Below are 18,847 nucleotides of genomic sequence, written 5' to 3'. Positions count from 1 at the left end.
TTCATCGGTATATTTGAAATACATTTAAGCAAGCAAAACTAAGTTTTTTACAATTATTATTAAATATTTTGATTTAAAGAAAAAAGTGTAGAAAAAGGGCATTAACCCTCTTTCTACACTATATGCAACGTTATCTCCAAAATTGATCAAAAATCGTAATTGGTAAATGTCTTTTATGTTGTGATCGTAAATAATGACCTTCAATCACTTTCCTTGCTTCTTCAGGAACCTCTTTACCTTCTAAATAATCGTCAATCATTTCATACGTTACACCTAAAGCCGTTTCATCAGGAAGCGCTGGTCTTTCCTCTTCTAAATCAGCTGTTGGCGCTTTTAAATATAAATGTTCTGGGCAATTTAAATGAGCTAATAGTTGTTTTCCCTGGCGCTTATTCAAACGGAAAATTGGCGTCAAATCTACACCGCCATCCCCAAACTTTGTATAGAATCCTGTTATTGCTTCAGCAGCATGATCAGTACCAACTACAACAGCACCTTTCATAGCAGCAATTGAATATTGAACTTTCATTCGCTCCCGTGCTTTCTCATTTCCTTTTGCAAAATCACTTAATTCAATTCCTGCTTCTAAAAGAGACTTAACACTTGCATCTACTGCTGGTTTAATATTAATTTCATACACTTTTGTTGGTTGAATAAAAGAAAGCGCATCTTGGCAATCCTGTTCATCGGCTTGAACACCATAAGGAAGACGGATTGCGAAAGTTGAAAATTTTTGTTCCCCAAGTTCGTCGTTTAACTCATTCACCGCAATTTGAACAAGTTTCCCAACTAAAGTAGAATCCTGCCCACCACTAATTGCAATGACAAACCCTTTTAAAAATGAATGCTTTATCGCATACTCTTTTAAAAAGTTGACGGATTTACGAACTTCTTCTTCTGGATTAATCTTTGGCAAAACTTTTAATTCTTCAATAATTTGTTGCTGTAGAGTCCCCACAAGATCACTCCTTACCGAACTCGATATTATGCACCATGTTTCTCACTTCTTCAATATTACGCATTTTGTTATCCCAACATTTTTGACTTAAGTCTACTGGATATTCTTCAGGGTTTAGTGAGCGTTTATATTCTTCCCATAAAAGATTTAAATTTTCACTCGCATACTGTTTCATTTCCATTACAGTCGGACTTTCATACACAACTTGCCCTTTATCAATAACTTTTTGGTGTAATTCTTTCGCTTCAAAATTTGTAACAAACTTCGAAATAAAAGTATGAACTGGATGGAACATTTTTAGGCGTTTTTCCTCTTGTGGATTTTCATCCGCCATCACAATATAATCGCCCTCTGCTTTACCATTTTCACGGTTAATAATGCGATATAATTTTTTTAGTCCTGGCGTTGAAACCTTTTCAGCATTAGCTGTAATTTTAATTGTATCTTCCATTTCTCCATGTTCATTTTCAATAGAAACTAATTTATAAACGGCTCCTAATGCAGGCTGATCATAAGCTGTTATTAGCTTCGTACCAATTCCCCAAGAATCCACTTTTGCACCCTGGGCAATTAAATTTAAGATTGTATATTCATCTAAGTCGTTTGAAACGATAATTTTCGCATTTGGAAATCCTGCTTCATCCAACATTCTTCTTGCTTCTTTTGATAAAAACGCAATATCGCCACTATCTAATCGAATGCCGACAAAGTTTATTTTGTCACCTAATTCTTTTGCCACTCGGATGGCATTAGGAACACCAGATTTTAATGTGTTATAAGTATCAACTAAAAACACACAATCTCTATGACGTTTTGCATAGGAATGAAAAGCTTCATATTCATCTTTATACGCTTGAACTAATGAATGGGCATGTGTACCTGAAACAGGAATATTAAACAGCTTACCCGCACGTACATTAGAAGTTGAATCAAATCCTCCAATAACTGCTGCACGTGCACCCCAAATGGCAGCATCCATTTCTTGCGCTCGGCGTGCCCCAAATTCTGCTAACCCATCATTTTTAGTAATTTGTTTAATTCTACTAGCTTTCGTCGCAATTAACGTTTGGTAATTGACGATATTTAATAGTGCTGTTTCTATTAGTTGCGCTTCAACAAGAGGTGCCTCAACTCGTAAAATCGGTTCATTCGCGAAAACTAACTCTCCCTCAACCATTGAATATATTGTTCCAGTAAATTTTATATTTTGTAGATATTCAATAAAGTCTGGTTTATAGCCAAGTTCTTCAGTTAAATAAGTAATATCAGATTGCGAAAGGCGGAAATTACGTAAATATTCTAAAATGCGATCCAACCCTGCAAATATGGCATATCCATTTCCAAATGGCAGTTTTCTAAAATACAATTCAAAAACGGCTTTTCTTTCATGAATACCGTCTGCCCAATAGCTTTCCGCCATATTTATTTGGTACAAATCTGTGTGTAGAGTCAAGCTATCATCAGCATAATTCGATTTCATTTATAGCCCCTTCTTCCAGTTTCATAATTAGTCATAGTATACACTATTTAACAAAACCAAGTATTGTTTAAACTCCCTAAATATTACGTTAATTTATCGAAAAAATGGGGTTTACGTATATTTTCCCAATTACATGGTAAAAATGGTGTTAGACTAGTCTTCTCCCCCTTGAACGACTAGATATTAAGGTTTTAGCTAACTCAAGCCCCCATTCTTGAGTTAGCTTTTTTCATGATTTCTACTCTTTATAAATTTATAGTTATAAAATAAATCGATATAATATAAGTATTGACTTCAGATTAGGAGAAAATCATGACACAATTCCATGAAACAGTTATCAAATTCGAAAATGTTTGTTATGAAACTGAGCAGCTGTCTATTTTAAATAATGTAAGTGGAGAATTTTATAAAGGAAAAATAACTACTCTCGTTGGCCCTTCAGGAGCAGGAAAAACAACATTACTCAAATTGTGCAATGGGCTTTACTCACCTACATCTGGCGAGGTTTATATTCAAAATAAACCAATTAATTCCTATGAACCTACCACACTTCGTAGGAATGTAGGAATTGTTTTGCAAAGTGCGCCAATTTTAAAAGGAACCGTCTACGAAAATTTAGCTTTACCTTATACATTACAAAATAAAAAGTTTCCAAAAACTGAAGCCATTAAGTTTTTAAATAATGTTGGCCTAGATGAATCATTTTTACATAGACATGCTGAGGATTTGTCTGGTGGTCAACGTCAAAAAGTTTCAATAGCTCGTACCTTTATTAACCATCCAGAAGTTTTATTGCTAGACGAAATAACATCTGCACTGGATCCTAGTTCTGTAAATGATATTGAACAGCTTATTTTAAAAATTAATCAAAAGTATCAAGTAACAATGATTTGGATTACTCATAATATTGAGCAAGCGAAACGAGTAGGAGATTATACATGGGTGATGATGAATGGGCAATTGTTAGAAAGCGGGGAAACGAATATCTTATGGAACAACTCAAATAAATATATTCAAAATTTTGTTTCGGGGGTACAGGAAGTGTGAGTTATACTACATTATCTTTAACACTTATATTTGTCCTTATCCCATTATTTTTATCTAAAACACTAAAACTAGGGCTTGAAAAAGATACGATAATTGCAACTGTTCGTTCCATTATTCAATTACTTATAGTTGGTTATGTATTGAAATTTGTTTTTGAAACGGAAAGTATTGTTTATATTTTATTAATGATTACTTTAATGATTGTTGCTGCTACGTTAAATGCTCGAAAAAAAGGGAAAGCTATCAAAGGAATCACATGGAAGATTGCCCTGACACTTATTGTAGTTGAAGTTGTTACACAAGGAATTTTACTTGGACTTCACATCGTACCAGCCACTGCACAATACATTATTCCAATTAGCGGAATGCTTATTGGCAATTCTATGGTATTATCGATATTATTTTTAAACCGATTTACTGCAGAAGTTGAAAGTAGTCGTGATCAAATCGAATTAATTCTTTCTCTTGGTGGTACTCCTAAACAAGCAATTCATAAACAATTAACAAATTCAATTAAAGCCAGTATGATTCCAACAATTGAAAGCCAAAAAACAATTGGGCTAGTTCAACTACCTGGTATGATGAGTGGTCAAATAATAGGAGGTGCAGATCCCGTTCAAGCTGTTCAATTTCAAATACTGATTATATTTGGTTTATTAACAACAGCAGCACTTTCAAGTATAATGGTTGGTTTTTTGAGTTACCCTACATTATTTAATGAACGTATGCAAATACTAAAAAGTGTATAAATTAAAATTGGAAAATTTAAAGTATTTGCAATTCACTGTTAGCAATTTACTGTATGTTATAATTACTTTTAAAAAAGAAATGAGGTTCCGATTATGCCAATTTTACGAGATTTCTTCTACAACTTATCTGAAAATCAACTTTTAAACAGTGCAGCTCAAAAGTATGGACTTAGACTTGGTGCTCAAAGTGTAGTAGCTGGTACAAACATTCCAGAAGTAATTCAAAGTATTAAAGAATTAAATGCTCAAGGAATCTCCTGTACTGTAGACAACCTTGGAGAATTCGTTTATGAAAAATCAGAAGCGACAAAAGCAAAAGAACAAATTCTTGAAGTAATTGAAGCAATCCATGAAAATGACGTAGATGCACATATTTCCCTTAAACCTTCTCAACTTGGTTTAGATATCGATTATGATTTTTGTTATGACAACTTAGATGAAATTGTTGGATTAGCAGCTCGTTACAATATGCACATCAACCTTGATATGGAGAACTATGCACGCCTTCAACCTTCATTTGATTTATTAGATCAACTTTCTCTTAAATACGATAATGTTGGTACAGTTATTCAAGCATATTTCTTTAATGCGAAAGAAAACATCGAAAAATATAAAAATTACCGTTTACGTATCGTAAAAGGTGCTTATAAAGAACCTGCAGATGTGGCTTATCAAGATAAACATGATATCGATTTAAATTTTATTGACCTAATCGAGTACCATTTATTACATGGTAAATTTACATCAATTGCAACTCATGACCATAATGTAATTAATCATGTTAAACAATTTGTAAAAGATCATAACATTCCAAATGATAAATTCGAATTCCAAATGCTTTATGGATTCCGTAAAGAAATGCAAACTGAACTTGCAAAAGAGGGATACAATTTCTGTACGTATGTTCCATTTGGTAACGATTGGTACGGTTACTTCATGCGTCGATTAGCAGAACGCCCTCAAAACTTAAACCTTGTGACTAAACAAGTATTTACAAAGAAAACAAATACTGTAATCGGTGTTGCAGCAGCAGCATTTATTTTAGGACGTTTGACTAAGAAGAAATAAATAGAAAACTGGATGGCGTAATGCCATCCAGTTTTATTTATTCCATCCTTTTTCTTTAAAACGAGAAATTGCTTCAATTCTATTCCCTACGCCTAATTTATCTAAAATGGTAGAAATATAATTGCGTACTGTACCTGCAGATAAGAAAAGTTCTGCGGCGATTTCTTTCGTCGTTTTCCCTTCAGCTACAAGCTCTAAAACTTGGCTTTCCCGTTCTGTTAATGGATTTTCACTATCATCTTCGTAAACAAAGTCCACTAGTTCAGGAGCATAAATACGGCGACCATCCATTATCACTCGAATGGAATGTACCAATTCTTCAATCGGGCTATCTTTTAATAAATAGCCGCGCACACCTGCTTTTCTTGCACGTTCGAAATATCCAGGTCTTGCAAAGGTTGTTAAAATAATCACCTTACAATAGGTTTGATCCTGTATTTCTTCTGCTGCATCCAGACCGGTTTTTACAGGCATTTCGATATCCATTATACATATGTCAGGCTGATGTTCTTTGACTAATTGAACTGCTTCTTCACCGTTTTTTGCAAGTCCTACCACTTCCATATCTTCTTCCATATTAAGAAGTGATTTCATTGCACCAAGTAACATGCCTTGGTCTTCTGCAATGACAATTCGAATCATTTCACTCATTTCCTTTCTGGTGTGTAATGGCTAGCGGTACACTTATTTGGAGTTTGGCGCCTTTCTTATTTTCAATTTTAAGGGAGCCGTTAATAAATTCCAAACGTTCCTGCATTCCTTTTAATCCGTTTCCGTTGATATTTAGCTTTTCATTAAATCCCTTACCGTCATCAATAATACATAAAGTAATTTCATTGTAACTTTTCTTTAATGTAATTTTACATTTTTTTGCACCACTATGCTTAACAACATTTGTGATGGCTTCTTTTAAGCACATGCTTAGTACATTTTCAATCAGAACAGGAATATGCAATTCCGCTGCATTTCCAGAGATTTCATAGTCAATTTGTGCAGCTTTTAATATTTGCTCAACTCGTATTATTTCTTCGTGTAGTTTAACAGCTCGCATATCTGCCACGAGTTCACGAACTTCTTTTAATGCTATGCTAGCGGTATGACGAATATCTTTAATCTCTTGTAACGCTTGTTCAGGATTTTTTGTCACCAATCGACTAGCTAAATCGCTTTTTAGTCCAATCATGGATAGTTTCTGCCCTAATGTATCATGAAGATCCCTAGCTATACGTTGCCGTTCTTCATGGATAATCAATTCCTCAATACGTTCTTTTGCTGTTTCAAGTTCACCTTCTAAATTTTCCCTTTTATTACGGCTATACAAAGTAAACGGTAGTAAAACAACCCCAATAACAGTAATAATGATAAAAGGTGTTTGCGAAAGAAATAGATGCAAATCAATAAAATAGCCCGCAACAATCGAAATAACTGTAAATCCAATATGTAACCCATACATAATAAAGAAACCAACAGTATTTCGAATATTACCAATAAAGAAAGCGGTAAATAATGACAAATAAATATAGCCAAACATTAATGTCATAGCTATATTCAATACCATTTCAAAACTGATCCACATGTAGACTAACCCATTTTTTGATTGAAAGGAAAAACGGTGAGAAAGAAAATAAAGTAAAATTAACACGAGTCCGATGATTATTTGGACAAAGGAATAAGATTTGATGATGAAGTAAAAGGGCATGATACAAAAAATGATCCAAACGTAAATACTAATCCATGGATTTTTCGGTAGTATTGTATACCAACTTTGCATGTCTTTCCTCACTGTATTCATAGTTTTTCTAATATATTATAACAAAAATCAGAAGCTATAGAAAAACCACCTCTTATTTAGAGATGGCTTTCATGTTTTTCGATTTTAACGATTTTTCTCTTATTCGAATTAACTCTTCTACTTCTTTAAAGGAAACAAACTTTTTACGTTCTGGATCGTATAACTTATAACGAATCGACTCAACACTAGTTTTTAATGTAATTGTCGTTGCTCTTTGAAGCGGTGGAATTGATTCATGTGCTTCTTCCAATTTATAATTTGGTACTCTTGGTGCTAAATGGTGCACATGGTGGAAACCAATATTACCAGTAATCCATTGTAAAATTTTTGGCAGTTTATAATAAGAGCTTCCTTCAACAGCTGCTTTTACATAATCCCAATCTGTATCATATTCAAAGTACGAATCTTCGTAAGTATGTTGGATGTAAAATAACCAGATACCAAGAGATCCTGCGATAAACAATGTGATAGCATGCACTAATAAAAATGTTTGCCAACCAAAAATTAAAATTAATGTTGTACAAATAACCACTAAGGCGATATTTGTAAAATACGTATTTAAACGTTCTTTTTGTTTTGCATCTTTACGGTTAACACGATTTAAAACTAATACCATATACAATGGACCTAAGCCAAACATAACAATTGGGTTACGATATAGACGATAACCAAAACGACTAAGCTTCGACTTTTCTAAATATTCATCTACTGTTAACATGTCGATGTCGCCAATTCCACGCTTGTCTAAGTTCGAACTTGTTGCATGGTGAATCGTATGTTCACGTTTCCACTTCTGGTATGGGAAAGAAGTTAATATACCAGTGATATTTCCTACAAGATCATTTGCTTTTTTACTTTTGAAAAATGAACCATGTGTACAATCATGGAAAATAATGAAAGTACGTACAACAAAGCCGGAAGCAAGTACACTACACGCCACTGTATACCATGGTGAAAATTGTAATAAATAATACCCTGCTGCCCAAATAACAAGCAATGGTACGATCGTGTTGAAGATTTGTAAAATACTCGTTTTTAATTCAGATTGTGCAAAAGGTGCAACGTCTTTACGTAACTTTTTCGTTTTCTCTGCATCTGTCATTGTCAAAGTAATAACCTTCTTTCTCTAAACTCTCTATGCTTATCTTAAAGAAAAGGAAGCGTGACATGTAGAAGCAAACATCACAAATTTTTCATTACAAATGTCATATGACAAAGTAGTATATTTGTGCATAAAAAAACTATCCCAAAGATAACTTTAGGATAGCAAATATCAAAATACTTATTCTTTAATATTTTGAACAAATAATTAATATTTCTATTAATGACTGAGCAAACTTTTCCTTTTCATACTCCAAATTTATTTTCATTTGTATAGTTTTCAAACTATGCACTTAATTTCTTTATAACATTTGCTAATAGCAAAGCACGTTCAACCAATGAAGGGATTTCCAAATATTCTTCTTCACTATGAGCATTTCCCCCTATTGGTCCCAAACCATCCACAGTTGGTACACCTACATTCGATGTGAAAGAGGCATCGGAATTACCACCTGTTGAGACATCATTAATGTTTAAACCTAATTCTTCACAAACTTCCTGAATTTGATTTAATAATTGAATGGTCCCTTCGTTTTTTACCATTGGAGAACGATTAATCCCACCTTCTAGTTCTAAAATTGCTCCTGGAACATCTGCTTTTGAGCAAATTTTTCTAACTTCATCTTCCACAAGTTGGCCTTGTTCAATTTTATCAATACGAATATCGATAACTGCTTCAGCATATGGACATATAACATTTGCTGATTCTCCACCACGAACGATTCCAACGTTGACATTAATGCCTTTTTGTAATTGGTTTAGTTTTTGAAATTTAATAATTTTATGTGAAATTTCTTCAATCGCACTAATTCCCTTTTCCGGTGCAATTCCAGCATGTGCAGCTTTACCATATACTCTTAATTCATAGCAGCCCCCACCTCTTCTTGCACTAACAAGGGAGCCATCTGGTCGGGCTGGTTCAAGAACTAATGCATATTGCTTCCCTAATGCAAGATTTTCGATTAATACATTAGAGGTGGTTGAACCAATTTCCTCATCACTATTAAAAACGATATGAACATTTTTCACAGCCTCAATATCACCGTTCCGAATAAGTGCTTTTAATGCATAAAGAAGTGTCACATGGCTACCCTTCATATCAATTACGCCCGGACCATATGCTCTAGAACCTCTTATCATGAACGGGCGATCTTTTACTGTTCCTTCTTTAAAAACTGTATCCAAATGCCCCAAAATAATAATCTTAGGGGCCTTCGCTTCTTTATGACGAATTAGTAAATGATTTCCGACTTCTCTTTGCTCAATCGAATTCACAGTAAAATTTAGTAATTTATATTCGCTACTTAATAACTTCCCAACAGCATCAACCCCCTTTTTGTAATGGCTGCCGGAATCTTTATTAACGAGCCTTTCTAGCATTACTAACATTTCCTGTTCCTTTGATTGCAAATATTTATACAAAAAATCATTTCCCTTCTTTGTACTTTTCTGCGTTTCTATCACCTTATGCTTAGAGGTGAGCAAAATGAAGTAATATAAGGTTAAATGCCTATTTGCTAGGACTATTGAATTTGGCTATCTACAAAAACAACTATCGAATGATGAAGGGAAACCGAAAGTTAGTACAACAAATTTTAATAGAATATGTGCTTGAGTCATTCTATGAAGCATAGTTCAACTATTATTTCAGTTAGTTTTGTCTTTTATTTCGCCTATGAAGGTCACTTCGGCTAACTTTTCCGCCAGTTTTGTCTTTCATCAAGCTTATGAAGGTCACTACCACTAAATTTTCCGTCAGTTTTGTCTTTCATCAAGCTTATGAAGGTCACTCCCACTAAATTTTCCGTCAGTTTTGTCTTTCATCAAGCTTATGAAGGTCACTACCACTAAATTTTCCGTCAGTTTTGTCTTTCATCAAGCTTATGAAGGTCACTCCCACTAAATTTTCCGTCAGTTTTGTCTTTCATCATGCTTATGAAGGTCACTTCGGCTAATTTTATAATCAGTTTTGTCTTTCATCTCGCCTTTGAATTTCCCTCTTTAACCCACATATCAATCGTCATCAGAAAACTGAACCGCACTATTTCATTTCACAAGAAAAAACCCCGAAAGAATTTAATCTTTCGAGGCAATAACTGTTATACGTTAAAATATCGTGCATCTGGATGGGCAAATACAATTGCCGAAACACTTGCTTCTGGTTCCATCATAAAGCCTTCTGTTAGCTGCACGCCGATTTGTTCTGGTTTTAATAATTTAAATAGTTTTTCTTGATCTTCTAAATTTGGACATGCAGGATAGCCAAAGGAGAAACGTTGCCCTTGGTATTTTGCTGCAAAACGTTCACGCATTGTGAAATCTGTTGCATCTGGGAAGCCCCATACATCACGAATTTCTTGATGGATACGTTCTGCAAATCCTTCTGCAAGTTCTAATGCAGTTGCAAGCAGGGCATGACTTTCTAAGAATTTTCCGTCTGCTTTAAACTGTTCAGCAACCTCTTTCACACCTTGACCAGCAGTAACAACCATAAGCGCTACATAATCCATTTCACCACTATCTACCGTTTTTAAGAAATCAGATAAACATAAATATGGTGCCTCTTTTTGACGAGGGAAATGGAAACGTTCAATTTCTGTTTTACTATCTTCCGGACTATAAATGACCACATCATCTCCATCAGCTTGAGCTGGGAAGAATTGATACATTCCAGATGGTGTTAATAAATCAGACGTTAAAAATTCATTAACTAAATTATGGAGTTCTGTTGCACGTTGATCATTGTCGGCTAATAATTTTTCAACATTACCTTTTAATCCAAGATGATGTCCGATTAACGTACGCAAATTCACATACGGGTGTAGATGGGCAACAGAATAGTTTCGTTTAATATGTTGTACTAAATCTTTTGGTACGTACACTTGTGCATCTTGTACAGTTCTTACAGGTTTGTCTGTTCCTTCTTTTACAGGGCGTGCGGCACGTTTTTCATCTGCAAGCAAACGTTTTTCTCTTGATTCACGTAACTCTTCAATAAAAGCAGCACGTTCATTGGTATCCATTAATCGGTTCGCATGCTCTAACCCTTGCATTGCGTCTTTTGAATAAATGACAGGGCCATCATACTCAGCCGCAATTTTTGTCTCAGTAAAACGCTTCGATAACGCTGCTCCACCAACTAAAATCGGCACATCAATATCCGCTTCTTTAAAATCTTGTGCAGTTAATACCATTTGTTGAGCAGATTTTACAAGTAACCCAGACAACCCTACAAAATCAGGTTTCTCTTTACGAATTGCTTCGATTAATTGTGCTGGTGTTACTTTAATTCCAAGGTCCACTACTTTATAGCCATTGTTACTTAAAATGATATCCACAAGGTTTTTCCCGATATCGTGTACATCACCTTTTACTGTAGCAAGGACAATTTTCCCTTTACCTGAAGACTCTTCGTTTTTCTCCATGTACTGCTCCAGATGGGCAACTGCTGCTTTCATAACCCCTGCACTTTGCAATACTTCCGCAACGATTAGTTGATTATCATTGAATAAGCGCCCTACTTCAGACATCCCTTCCATTAAAGGTCCGTTGATAATATCTAATGGAGATTCGAAAATTTTACGCGCTTCTTCTAAATCAGGGATTAAGCCTTCCTTTGTTCCTTCTACGATGTAATACGCTAATCGTGCTTCTACTGTGTCAGGAATGTTGGCAACTGCCTTTTCTTTTTTCTTATCACGATAAAAGTCTGTAAATACAGCCAACGTTTCATCATTTGTATTGAAGATTAAATCATTCGCTAACTTAATTTCCTCTTCAGGAATCGATGCATAGCGTTCTAATTTTTCTGTATTTACGATCGCGTAATCAAGGCCAGCTTGCGTACAATGATACAAGAACACAGCATTTAACACTTCACGACCAACTGGAGGTAAACCGAATGATACGTTACTTACTCCTAAAACCGTTAAGCTTCGTGGGAATTTTTCTTTAATTAATCGAATCCCTTCAATTGTTTCTTCAGCTGCACCGATGTATTGCTCATCACCAGTACCTACAGGGAAAACAAGAGGATCGAAAATAATATCTTCAGGCGCTAGACCCCATTTTTCCGTTAGCAATTCATAAGAACGCTCAGCAATTTGTAATTTCTTCTCTCTTGTAACACCCATACCTTCTTCATCAATTGTTCCTACAACAATAGAGGCACCATATTTTTTGACGATAGGCATCACTGCATCAAAGCGTTCTTCTCCATCTTCTAGGTTAATAGAGTTAATGATTGCTTTACCTTGTGAAAACTTCAATGCTTCTTCGATAACTTTCTCATCTGTTGAGTCAATTACTAAAGGAACTTTTACTTTTTTCACAACTTCTTGCATAAAGTTGCGCATATCGTCTAGTTCATCACGGTCTGGGTTTGCTAAACAAATATCGATAACATGTGCTCCATTTTTCACTTGGGCACGGGCGATTTCCGCAGCTTCTTCAAACTTCCCATCAATGATTAATTGTTTAAATTTACGGGACCCAATAACGTTTGTACGTTCACCGATAAACAATGGGCGCATAGAATCATCATATAAAAGAGGATCGATTCCTGATACGACATGGCCATGCGTTTCATTTAGCGCTTGTCTTGGTTTGTATCCTTCTACTGCTTCACGAATTGCTTGAATATGGTCTGGTGTTGTACCACAGCAACCACCCACGATATTTAACCAACCTTTTTCTGCAAAACCACGTAGTTTTATTGATAAAGATTCAGGTGTTTCGTGATAATGTCCCTCTTCATCCGGTAATCCGGCATTTGGATAGCAGCTAATATAACTTGTAGATAAATCCGATAAAGAACGAATATGATCTGTCATAAATTCAGGACCCGTTGCACAGTTAAGTCCGATTGATAAAGGTTTAATATGTTCGATTGAAATATAGAATGCTTCAATTGTTTGTCCAGCTAAAGTCGTTCCCATTGGTTCGATTGTCGCAGAAACCATGATTGGTAACGTCTTGCCTGTTTCTTCAAACGCACGATTTACACCAAGAGTAGCTGCTTTTACATTTAACATATCTTGACTAGTTTCAAGCAATAATAAATGTGCTCCAGCTTCTACTAAAGCTTTTGCTTGTACGTAGAAATTTTCAGTTAGCTCATCAAACGTAATACCACCTGTAACAGACAGTGTTTTTGTAGTTGGACCAATTGCACCCGCTACAAAACGTGGCCACTCCTCTGTTGAGTATTCCTTAACCGCTGATAAAGCTAATTCAACAGCACGTTTGTTGATTTCTTCTGCTTTAGAGCCTAGGTCGTATTCGTTTAATACAAGAGGTGTACCACCAAAAGTATTAGTACAAATAATATCTGCACCAGCTTTTAAATATTCACGATGAATGTTCTCTACAACATCTGGTCGAGTCAAAACTAGATTTTCATTACATCCCTCAAGTTCTTCCCCACCAAAATCTTCAGCAGTTAAATTTTCACGTTGAAGCATTGTCCCCATTGCCCCATCGATAATTAATATTCTATTTTTTAACTGTTGTTCGATCGGATGGTTATACATTTGCTTCTACTCCTTCGTTTTGCTCATCAAGTTGTTTGATATATTGCATTAATTGTAGTGTTAAATCGTAACGTAAAAACGGTGTAATTAAATAAATACCATTAAAATACTTCGTTGCTGTATCAAGTAATTCTTTCGCAATTGCAACGCCTTCTTGTGCTTCACGCTCTTTGTCCCCTTCGCACGCCTTCATTCTTGCTAGTACTTCATCGGACAATTTTATTCCCGGTACTTCGTGATGTAAAAACTCCGCGCTTCGGAAAGATGTTAAAGTCATAATTCCAATATAAATTGGCGCCTCAATATGTTTTGTAGCTTCGTAAATTTCCACAATTTTCTCTGAAGAATAAACAGGTTGGGAGATAAAATAATCAGCACCATGTTCGATTTTTTTCTCAAGTCGACTCACTGCACGATCTAACACACGGACGTTTGGATTAAAGGCAGCCGCTACTGAGAAGTTCGCTTTTTTACGTAATGCTTTTCCCGAGAATGAAATCCCTTCATTTAATTGCTTAATTAGTGAAATTAGTTCCATTGAAGACACATCATAAACACTTGTAGCACCTGGGAAATCACCAATTTTTGTTGGGTCTCCTGTAACAGCTAAAATATCATGAAGCCCTAACGCATTAAGTCCCATTAAGTGCGATTGCAAACCAATTAAGTTGCGGTCACGACATGTTAGATGGGGCATAACACGAATGCCATGTTGCAACTTCAAAATGGAACCCATCGCAACATTACTAATACGTGGAGATGCTAGGGAATTATCCGCCATCATAATAATATCTGCCCCTTCGTTATAAAGAGCTTTAGCCCCATCCACGAATGCGTCAATTTCTAAATGTCTTGGCGTATCTAACTCAACAATGACAGAACGCTCACGTTTCACTTTTTCGTGCAACGGTTCAAGTCTAGTAGGCTCTGCGTCTTGAATATATACATCCCTTTGCTGTACTGGTTGTTTCTCTGTTAATGGTTTTAATAATTCTAGTTGCTTTTTAACCGCTTCGATATGTTTTGGTGTAGTTCCGCAACATCCACCAATTAAACGTACACCTTGATTGCGTAACTGAACAGCAGCTCGAGCAAAATAATCAGTTTCTGACTCGTAAATAACACGCCCTTCTTCAATATCTAGAAGTGAGGCGTTCGGATAAGCAGATAAAAATGCTTTTTTAGGAAGTTCTACTCCTTCTAGCGCTTGGATTGTATGGTGTGGACCTAATCTACAGTTCACTCCCACAACATCTGCCCCTAATGCCTCAAGTTGTTGCAAGGCATCATTTAGTTTCAAGCCGTTTTGCAGAACACCGGGTTCATGCATAGACACTTGTGCAATAATCGGTAAGTCTGTCATATTACGCAGCATTTTTAAAGTTTCTGTTAGTTCTTCAAAGTCGAAGTATGTTTCAAGTAAAAGTCCATCTAGATCTGCACGAATTAACGTTTGCGCTTGCTCACGTATCGCATCTAAAATTTCATCTAAGGTTACTTCGCTTTTTCGAACACCACGAATCCCACCAATAGATCCAACAACAAATTGATTGCCAGTTGATGCAGCATTTTTTGCTAACTTTGCCGCTGCTTCATTTATTTCCACAACTTTTGATTCAAGTCCATACCGTGCAAGCTTAATTGCGTTTGCTCCATATGTATTTGTTTGAATAACATCCGCACCAGCTAATATATATTCACTATGAATTTTTTCAATAAGTTCAGGTTTTACGATATTCATCTCTTCATGGCAATGATCAAGTCCATAAGAATATAATAATGTTCCCATTGCGCCATCTGCCGTTAACACTTTCGAGTTTAATGCTTCAAGTAGACCCATTTTTTCATCTCCTAAAAAAACATACTTTCAAAAATTTTCTGTCACTTTTATCACAATAAAAAGCCTTCTTTTTTTTAGAAAGAAGGCTCGATTATCTTAATAGTTCCTCCTTATCTTTCGGCATAACGCCTGCTGGATTTAGCACCTTACGTTACGTTGGTTGCTGAAGCTTCATCGGGCCAGTCCCTCGACTTCTCTTGATAAGAGTTATGAAATTATATATTAAATTGAATCATATCTTTAAATTCCTATTTAGTCAATACAATTATAAGAATTTACGAAATCATCTATTATTTTAAGGCATTTAACACTTTTTCTGCAGTATTTTTACCATTTTCAATACAAGCACCTATGCCAACACCAAAATAAGAACAACCTGCAATAAAGAGATTTGGGTATTGTGAATTTAGTTGGTCTAATGCACCCTGTAAAGCTTCATTATGTGCTAAGTCGTATTTCGGCATTGCGTCAATCCATTTTTCGATATTTACAACAACCGGCTTCTCTTCAATATTTAAACTTAACCGTATATCTTCAAGAGCGACCTTAGTAAGTTCTTCTTCCGTCATATCTACAAGTTCTTCGTATCTAGGATTATTACTTTTGTAGAATAAACGAACTAACAAGTTTCCATTTGTTGATGTATGTTTCCATTTACGGCTAGTCCAAGTAGAAGCATTGCAAACTAAATCGCTATTATGAGAAACGATAAATCCAGTACCATCTGCTGGCAACACAGCATCAGGAATATCAAATCCTAAATACATCGTAATTGCAGAACCATTTGTAAACTTCTCTAAATGGGATTCTAGCTGTTGGTCCTTTAATAAGTTACGAACAACATTGTTTGGAATAGCTAAAACGACCACATCTACTTGAATAGATTCACCATTGCCAAAAGTTACTTTATATCCATCATCATTCTTCTCCACTTCCGTTGTTGCAGTATTTTTATAAAACTCTACTTCTGGAAGCAATTCTTCTAGACGATTAATTAAAGATGATAAACCTTTTCGGAAAGAAATAAATTTTTTATTCGCTGCTTTTTCGAATTGTTCTCGATTTGCCTCGAATCCTTTAATAATACTGCCATATTCATTTTTATAATCTACTAAGTAAGGTAAAGTAGAAGCGAGGGATAATTGGTATAAGTCTCCCGAATACACTCCTGCTAGTACAGGTGCTATTTGCTTTTCAACGATTTCTTTTCCTAGAAAGTACTCTAAAAACTCGCCAATAGAACTTTCCTTTGTAAACTTTGTATTAGGTAGTTCGAAATCCTGTAAAACTCTTTTTTTACCTTCTTCAGAAATTAATGTACTTGAATGCAATGAATCCACACTCATTGGAATTCCAAAGGTAGAGCCTGCGGGAATTGCATGCAGTTCATTATTCGTATGTATGTACGAAATGCCTGTTTCGTTATAGACAAGTTCCGATTCAAAATTAAGTTCTTTTACAAGGTTGAGTACCCCTGGATGACGCGCCACCATTGAATCAGCACCTGTTTCCATAATAAAACCTTGCTCACAAACGGTATGCATTTTCCCCCCAAGATGAGGACTTTTCTCAGCTAAAATAAAACGTATTGATATGTTCTCTTCAACAGCTAGTCTTTTTAAATAATGCATTGTACATAATCCTGTTATACCGCCACCAACTACAACTACAGTCTTCATTTTTACAACTCCCTACACGATTCAATATCCATAAGTCTAGTATAAACGTTTTTATTAAAAAGTAACTGATTGGTGTATTACAATATTAAGTCAAAAAGGGAGGGCTAAAATTTAGCCTCCCTAAAAAACTAATCTAATTTTTTCGCAATCGTTGCCAAATTATCTGCAGAATTGGTTACGTCATCAAATGTCATGCATAATTCGCTAATTACACTGTGTAGTTGTTGTATTTCGTGTTTCATCATTTCATTTTGAGCTTTGGATTCATTCATTACCGATAAAATTTGTGAAAATTGCTCTTCTGTATCATTCATACTTTCTTCTTCACATTGTACTTCCTCTTGTATTCTATTTAAGGATGCTACAAGATTCGTTGTGTGTTCTTTGTTACTTTTTAATAACTTTTCGACGGATAGTGCCGAGTCTTTCGTTTGATCAGCTAACTTTCTTACTTCTGCCGCGACTACACTAAAACCTTTACCATATTCACCGGCTCTTGCTGCCTCAATTGAAGCATTTAGGGATAATAGATTGGTTTGATCTGCTATCGTTGTCACAATGCCTATTATATTTTCCATTTCATTAGAAACATTCAACAGTTTTTTAATATTTAAAGAAATTTCGTCAACAGTATTTCGAATATTTAACATGTTCTCATGTTGATGAAGTATTTTTGTTTTCCCATCTGTCGCTTTCATTTCAGCTAAATTTGATAATTCTGATGTTTTCAATGCAAAGCTTGAAATTTCTTCAGATTGGCTGTTAATTTGATTAAACGTGACATTCGTTTGCTCAGAGATTGTAGCCAAACTAGCAGCAGATTGAATAATTGATTGACTTATTTGTTGCTTTTGAATATGCATATCTAACTTCAATTGTTCTGCAACTTTTTCAAACTCCTCTAAAACGAGTTGTTGTTCAAAATTGCAAATTTTTGAAGCAGCACGAATCATATTCAATTGGTCTATTGGGTCGCTAATGTTTTTTTCAATGATATCTATAAATGAGATTAATAGATTTTGAAATGCCGCTATATACCATTTTGTTTTTAAATCAATCCGTACATGTACTTGGGCAATGCGTTTACGTTTGATAAAATAACTGTCATCTATAATTCCATTAAACATTTCAATAATATGTTGTCTTAATGTAATTTTTAATTTATCCATTGAGCTATTTTCATTAATTATTTTAATTAAGTAATCTTCTGCAAAGAGTGCATCATAAAATTGTTCAACAATTTCATAAATCTTTTTTTCAACATACGGTTTTAATACGACTAAATATTTTAAATCTTGTTCTGTTAAATGAACCATTTGTACTTGCTTTTTGTATTTAGGCTTATATGAAACATCCAATTTAACAGTGATATGTTCTATATTTATTCGTGTAGTTTTAGCTGAATTTCTAAAAAACATCTATACTTCCCTCCAGATAAACGTTATTCTTATATACCTATAAATTTTCCAAAATAAACCTAAGCTTTATTATATATGTCACTTTCCCTACTTATATCACTTACAATTGATATAACAAAATAAAAATATCCCAACAACTGTAAAATGGAACAAAAAAAGAGTATAGACTAAGTCGATTTGACTT

At 34.9% G+C, this 18,847-nt stretch carries 13 protein-coding genes and 1 riboswitch; of the genes, 3 read left to right on the top strand and 10 right to left on the bottom strand.

All coding sequences use genetic code 11. The features are described from left to right. Positions 1 to 130: 130 nt before the first annotated feature. Complete coding sequence (nadE, locus tag CRO00_RS04375) at positions 131 to 958, bottom strand: ammonia-dependent NAD(+) synthetase (protein ID WP_097072454.1); 828 nt, start codon at positions 956 to 958, stop codon at positions 131 to 133. Between the two features lie 4 nt (positions 959 to 962). Next, positions 963 to 2,438 carry a nicotinate phosphoribosyltransferase gene (locus tag CRO00_RS04370; protein WP_097072453.1) on the bottom strand — a complete coding sequence of 492 codons (1,476 nt, stop codon included), beginning with the start codon at positions 2,436 to 2,438 and terminating at the stop codon, positions 963 to 965. Between the two features lie 312 nt (positions 2,439 to 2,750). Here CRO00_RS04370 and CRO00_RS04365 point away from each other — a divergent pair, with 312 nt between their 5' ends. The 3 genes from CRO00_RS04365 to CRO00_RS04355 all read left to right on the top strand — a co-directional run bounded on the left by CRO00_RS04365 (position 2,751) and on the right by CRO00_RS04355 (position 5,302). Beyond that, entirely contained in the window at positions 2,751 to 3,485 is a 735-nt protein-coding gene (locus CRO00_RS04365; protein ID WP_097072452.1) for an ABC transporter ATP-binding protein, read from the top strand. Continuing rightward, complete coding sequence (locus tag CRO00_RS04360; RefSeq protein WP_097072451.1) at positions 3,482 to 4,234, top strand: ABC transporter permease; 753 nt, start codon at positions 3,482 to 3,484, stop codon at positions 4,232 to 4,234. The genes CRO00_RS04365 and CRO00_RS04360 overlap by 4 nt, the downstream gene beginning before the upstream one ends. 93 nt (positions 4,235 to 4,327) lie before the next feature. Then, on the top strand, positions 4,328 to 5,302 hold the full coding sequence (locus tag CRO00_RS04355; RefSeq protein ID WP_097072450.1) for a proline dehydrogenase family protein: 975 nt from the start codon (positions 4,328 to 4,330) through the stop codon (positions 5,300 to 5,302). A 33-nt stretch (positions 5,303 to 5,335) separates the two neighbouring features. Here the strand turns inward: CRO00_RS04355 and CRO00_RS04350 are convergent, their stop codons facing one another. From CRO00_RS04350 to CRO00_RS04315, 8 genes are all read right to left on the bottom strand, one after another. Next, positions 5,336 to 5,944, bottom strand: a complete 609-nt coding sequence (locus CRO00_RS04350) for a response regulator transcription factor (RefSeq protein ID WP_097072449.1) — start codon at positions 5,942 to 5,944, stop codon at positions 5,336 to 5,338. Between the two features lies 1 nt (position 5,945). Beyond that, entirely contained in the window at positions 5,946 to 7,073 is a 1,128-nt protein-coding gene (locus CRO00_RS04345) for a sensor histidine kinase (protein ID WP_097072448.1), read from the bottom strand. Positions 7,074 to 7,146: 73 nt separating this feature from the next. Beyond that, positions 7,147 to 8,196 (bottom strand): Delta(5) desaturase DesA, encoded by a 1,050-nt coding sequence (gene desA / locus CRO00_RS04340; RefSeq protein WP_202615627.1) that lies wholly within the window; start codon positions 8,194 to 8,196, stop codon positions 7,147 to 7,149. Positions 8,197 to 8,480: 284 nt separating this feature from the next. Next, complete coding sequence (locus CRO00_RS04335) at positions 8,481 to 9,617, bottom strand: M20 family metallopeptidase (RefSeq protein WP_097072446.1); 1,137 nt, start codon at positions 9,615 to 9,617, stop codon at positions 8,481 to 8,483. A gap of 677 nt (positions 9,618 to 10,294) precedes the next feature. Then, positions 10,295 to 13,726 carry a methionine synthase gene (gene metH / locus CRO00_RS04330; protein WP_097072445.1) on the bottom strand — a complete coding sequence of 1,144 codons (3,432 nt, stop codon included), beginning with the start codon at positions 13,724 to 13,726 and terminating at the stop codon, positions 10,295 to 10,297. Next, positions 13,719 to 15,566: a bifunctional homocysteine S-methyltransferase/methylenetetrahydrofolate reductase gene (locus CRO00_RS04325; protein WP_097072444.1), complete on the bottom strand. Its 1,848-nt coding sequence runs from the start codon at positions 15,564 to 15,566 to the stop codon at positions 13,719 to 13,721. Before CRO00_RS04325 ends, metH begins: the two co-directional genes overlap by 8 nt. 107 nt (positions 15,567 to 15,673) lie before the next feature. Next, a riboswitch (SAM riboswitch) is annotated at positions 15,674 to 15,773 on the bottom strand. 83 nt (positions 15,774 to 15,856) lie between these two features. Then, positions 15,857 to 17,245: a protoporphyrinogen oxidase gene (gene hemG / locus CRO00_RS04320; RefSeq protein WP_097072443.1), complete on the bottom strand. Its 1,389-nt coding sequence runs from the start codon at positions 17,243 to 17,245 to the stop codon at positions 15,857 to 15,859. A gap of 128 nt (positions 17,246 to 17,373) precedes the next feature. Beyond that, positions 17,374 to 18,663: a globin-coupled sensor protein gene (locus tag CRO00_RS04315; protein WP_097072442.1), complete on the bottom strand. Its 1,290-nt coding sequence runs from the start codon at positions 18,661 to 18,663 to the stop codon at positions 17,374 to 17,376. Between the last annotated feature and the right edge of the window lie 184 nt (positions 18,664 to 18,847).

Origin of the sequence: Ureibacillus xyleni, from assembly GCF_900217795.1 — a bacterium.
Lineage (GTDB): Bacteria > Bacillota > Bacilli > Bacillales_A > Planococcaceae > Ureibacillus > Ureibacillus xyleni.
This window is presented reverse-complemented; position numbering and strand designations above follow the sequence as displayed.

What these genes read in the sequence shown, in the direction of transcription:
- CRO00_RS04315 (WP_097072442.1), bottom strand. Translation starts at nt 18,663, where the DNA reads ATGTTTTTTAGAAATTCAGCTAAAACTACACGAATAAATATAGAACAT.
- CRO00_RS04355 (WP_097072450.1), top strand. Translation starts at nt 4,328, where the DNA reads ATGCCAATTTTACGAGATTTCTTCTACAACTTATCTGAAAATCAACTT.
- hemG (WP_097072443.1), bottom strand. Translation starts at nt 17,245, where the DNA reads ATGAAGACTGTAGTTGTAGTTGGTGGCGGTATAACAGGATTATGTACA.
- metH (WP_097072445.1), bottom strand. Translation starts at nt 13,726, where the DNA reads ATGTATAACCATCCGATCGAACAACAGTTAAAAAATAGAATATTAATT.
- desA (WP_202615627.1), bottom strand. Translation starts at nt 8,196, where the DNA reads ATGACAGATGCAGAGAAAACGAAAAAGTTACGTAAAGACGTTGCACCT.
- CRO00_RS04345 (WP_097072448.1), bottom strand. Translation starts at nt 7,073, where the DNA reads ATGCAAAGTTGGTATACAATACTACCGAAAAATCCATGGATTAGTATT.
- CRO00_RS04350 (WP_097072449.1), bottom strand. Translation starts at nt 5,944, where the DNA reads ATGATTCGAATTGTCATTGCAGAAGACCAAGGCATGTTACTTGGTGCA.
- CRO00_RS04365 (WP_097072452.1), top strand. Translation starts at nt 2,751, where the DNA reads ATGACACAATTCCATGAAACAGTTATCAAATTCGAAAATGTTTGTTAT.
- CRO00_RS04370 (WP_097072453.1), bottom strand. Translation starts at nt 2,438, where the DNA reads ATGAAATCGAATTATGCTGATGATAGCTTGACTCTACACACAGATTTG.
- CRO00_RS04325 (WP_097072444.1), bottom strand. Translation starts at nt 15,566, where the DNA reads ATGGGTCTACTTGAAGCATTAAACTCGAAAGTGTTAACGGCAGATGGC.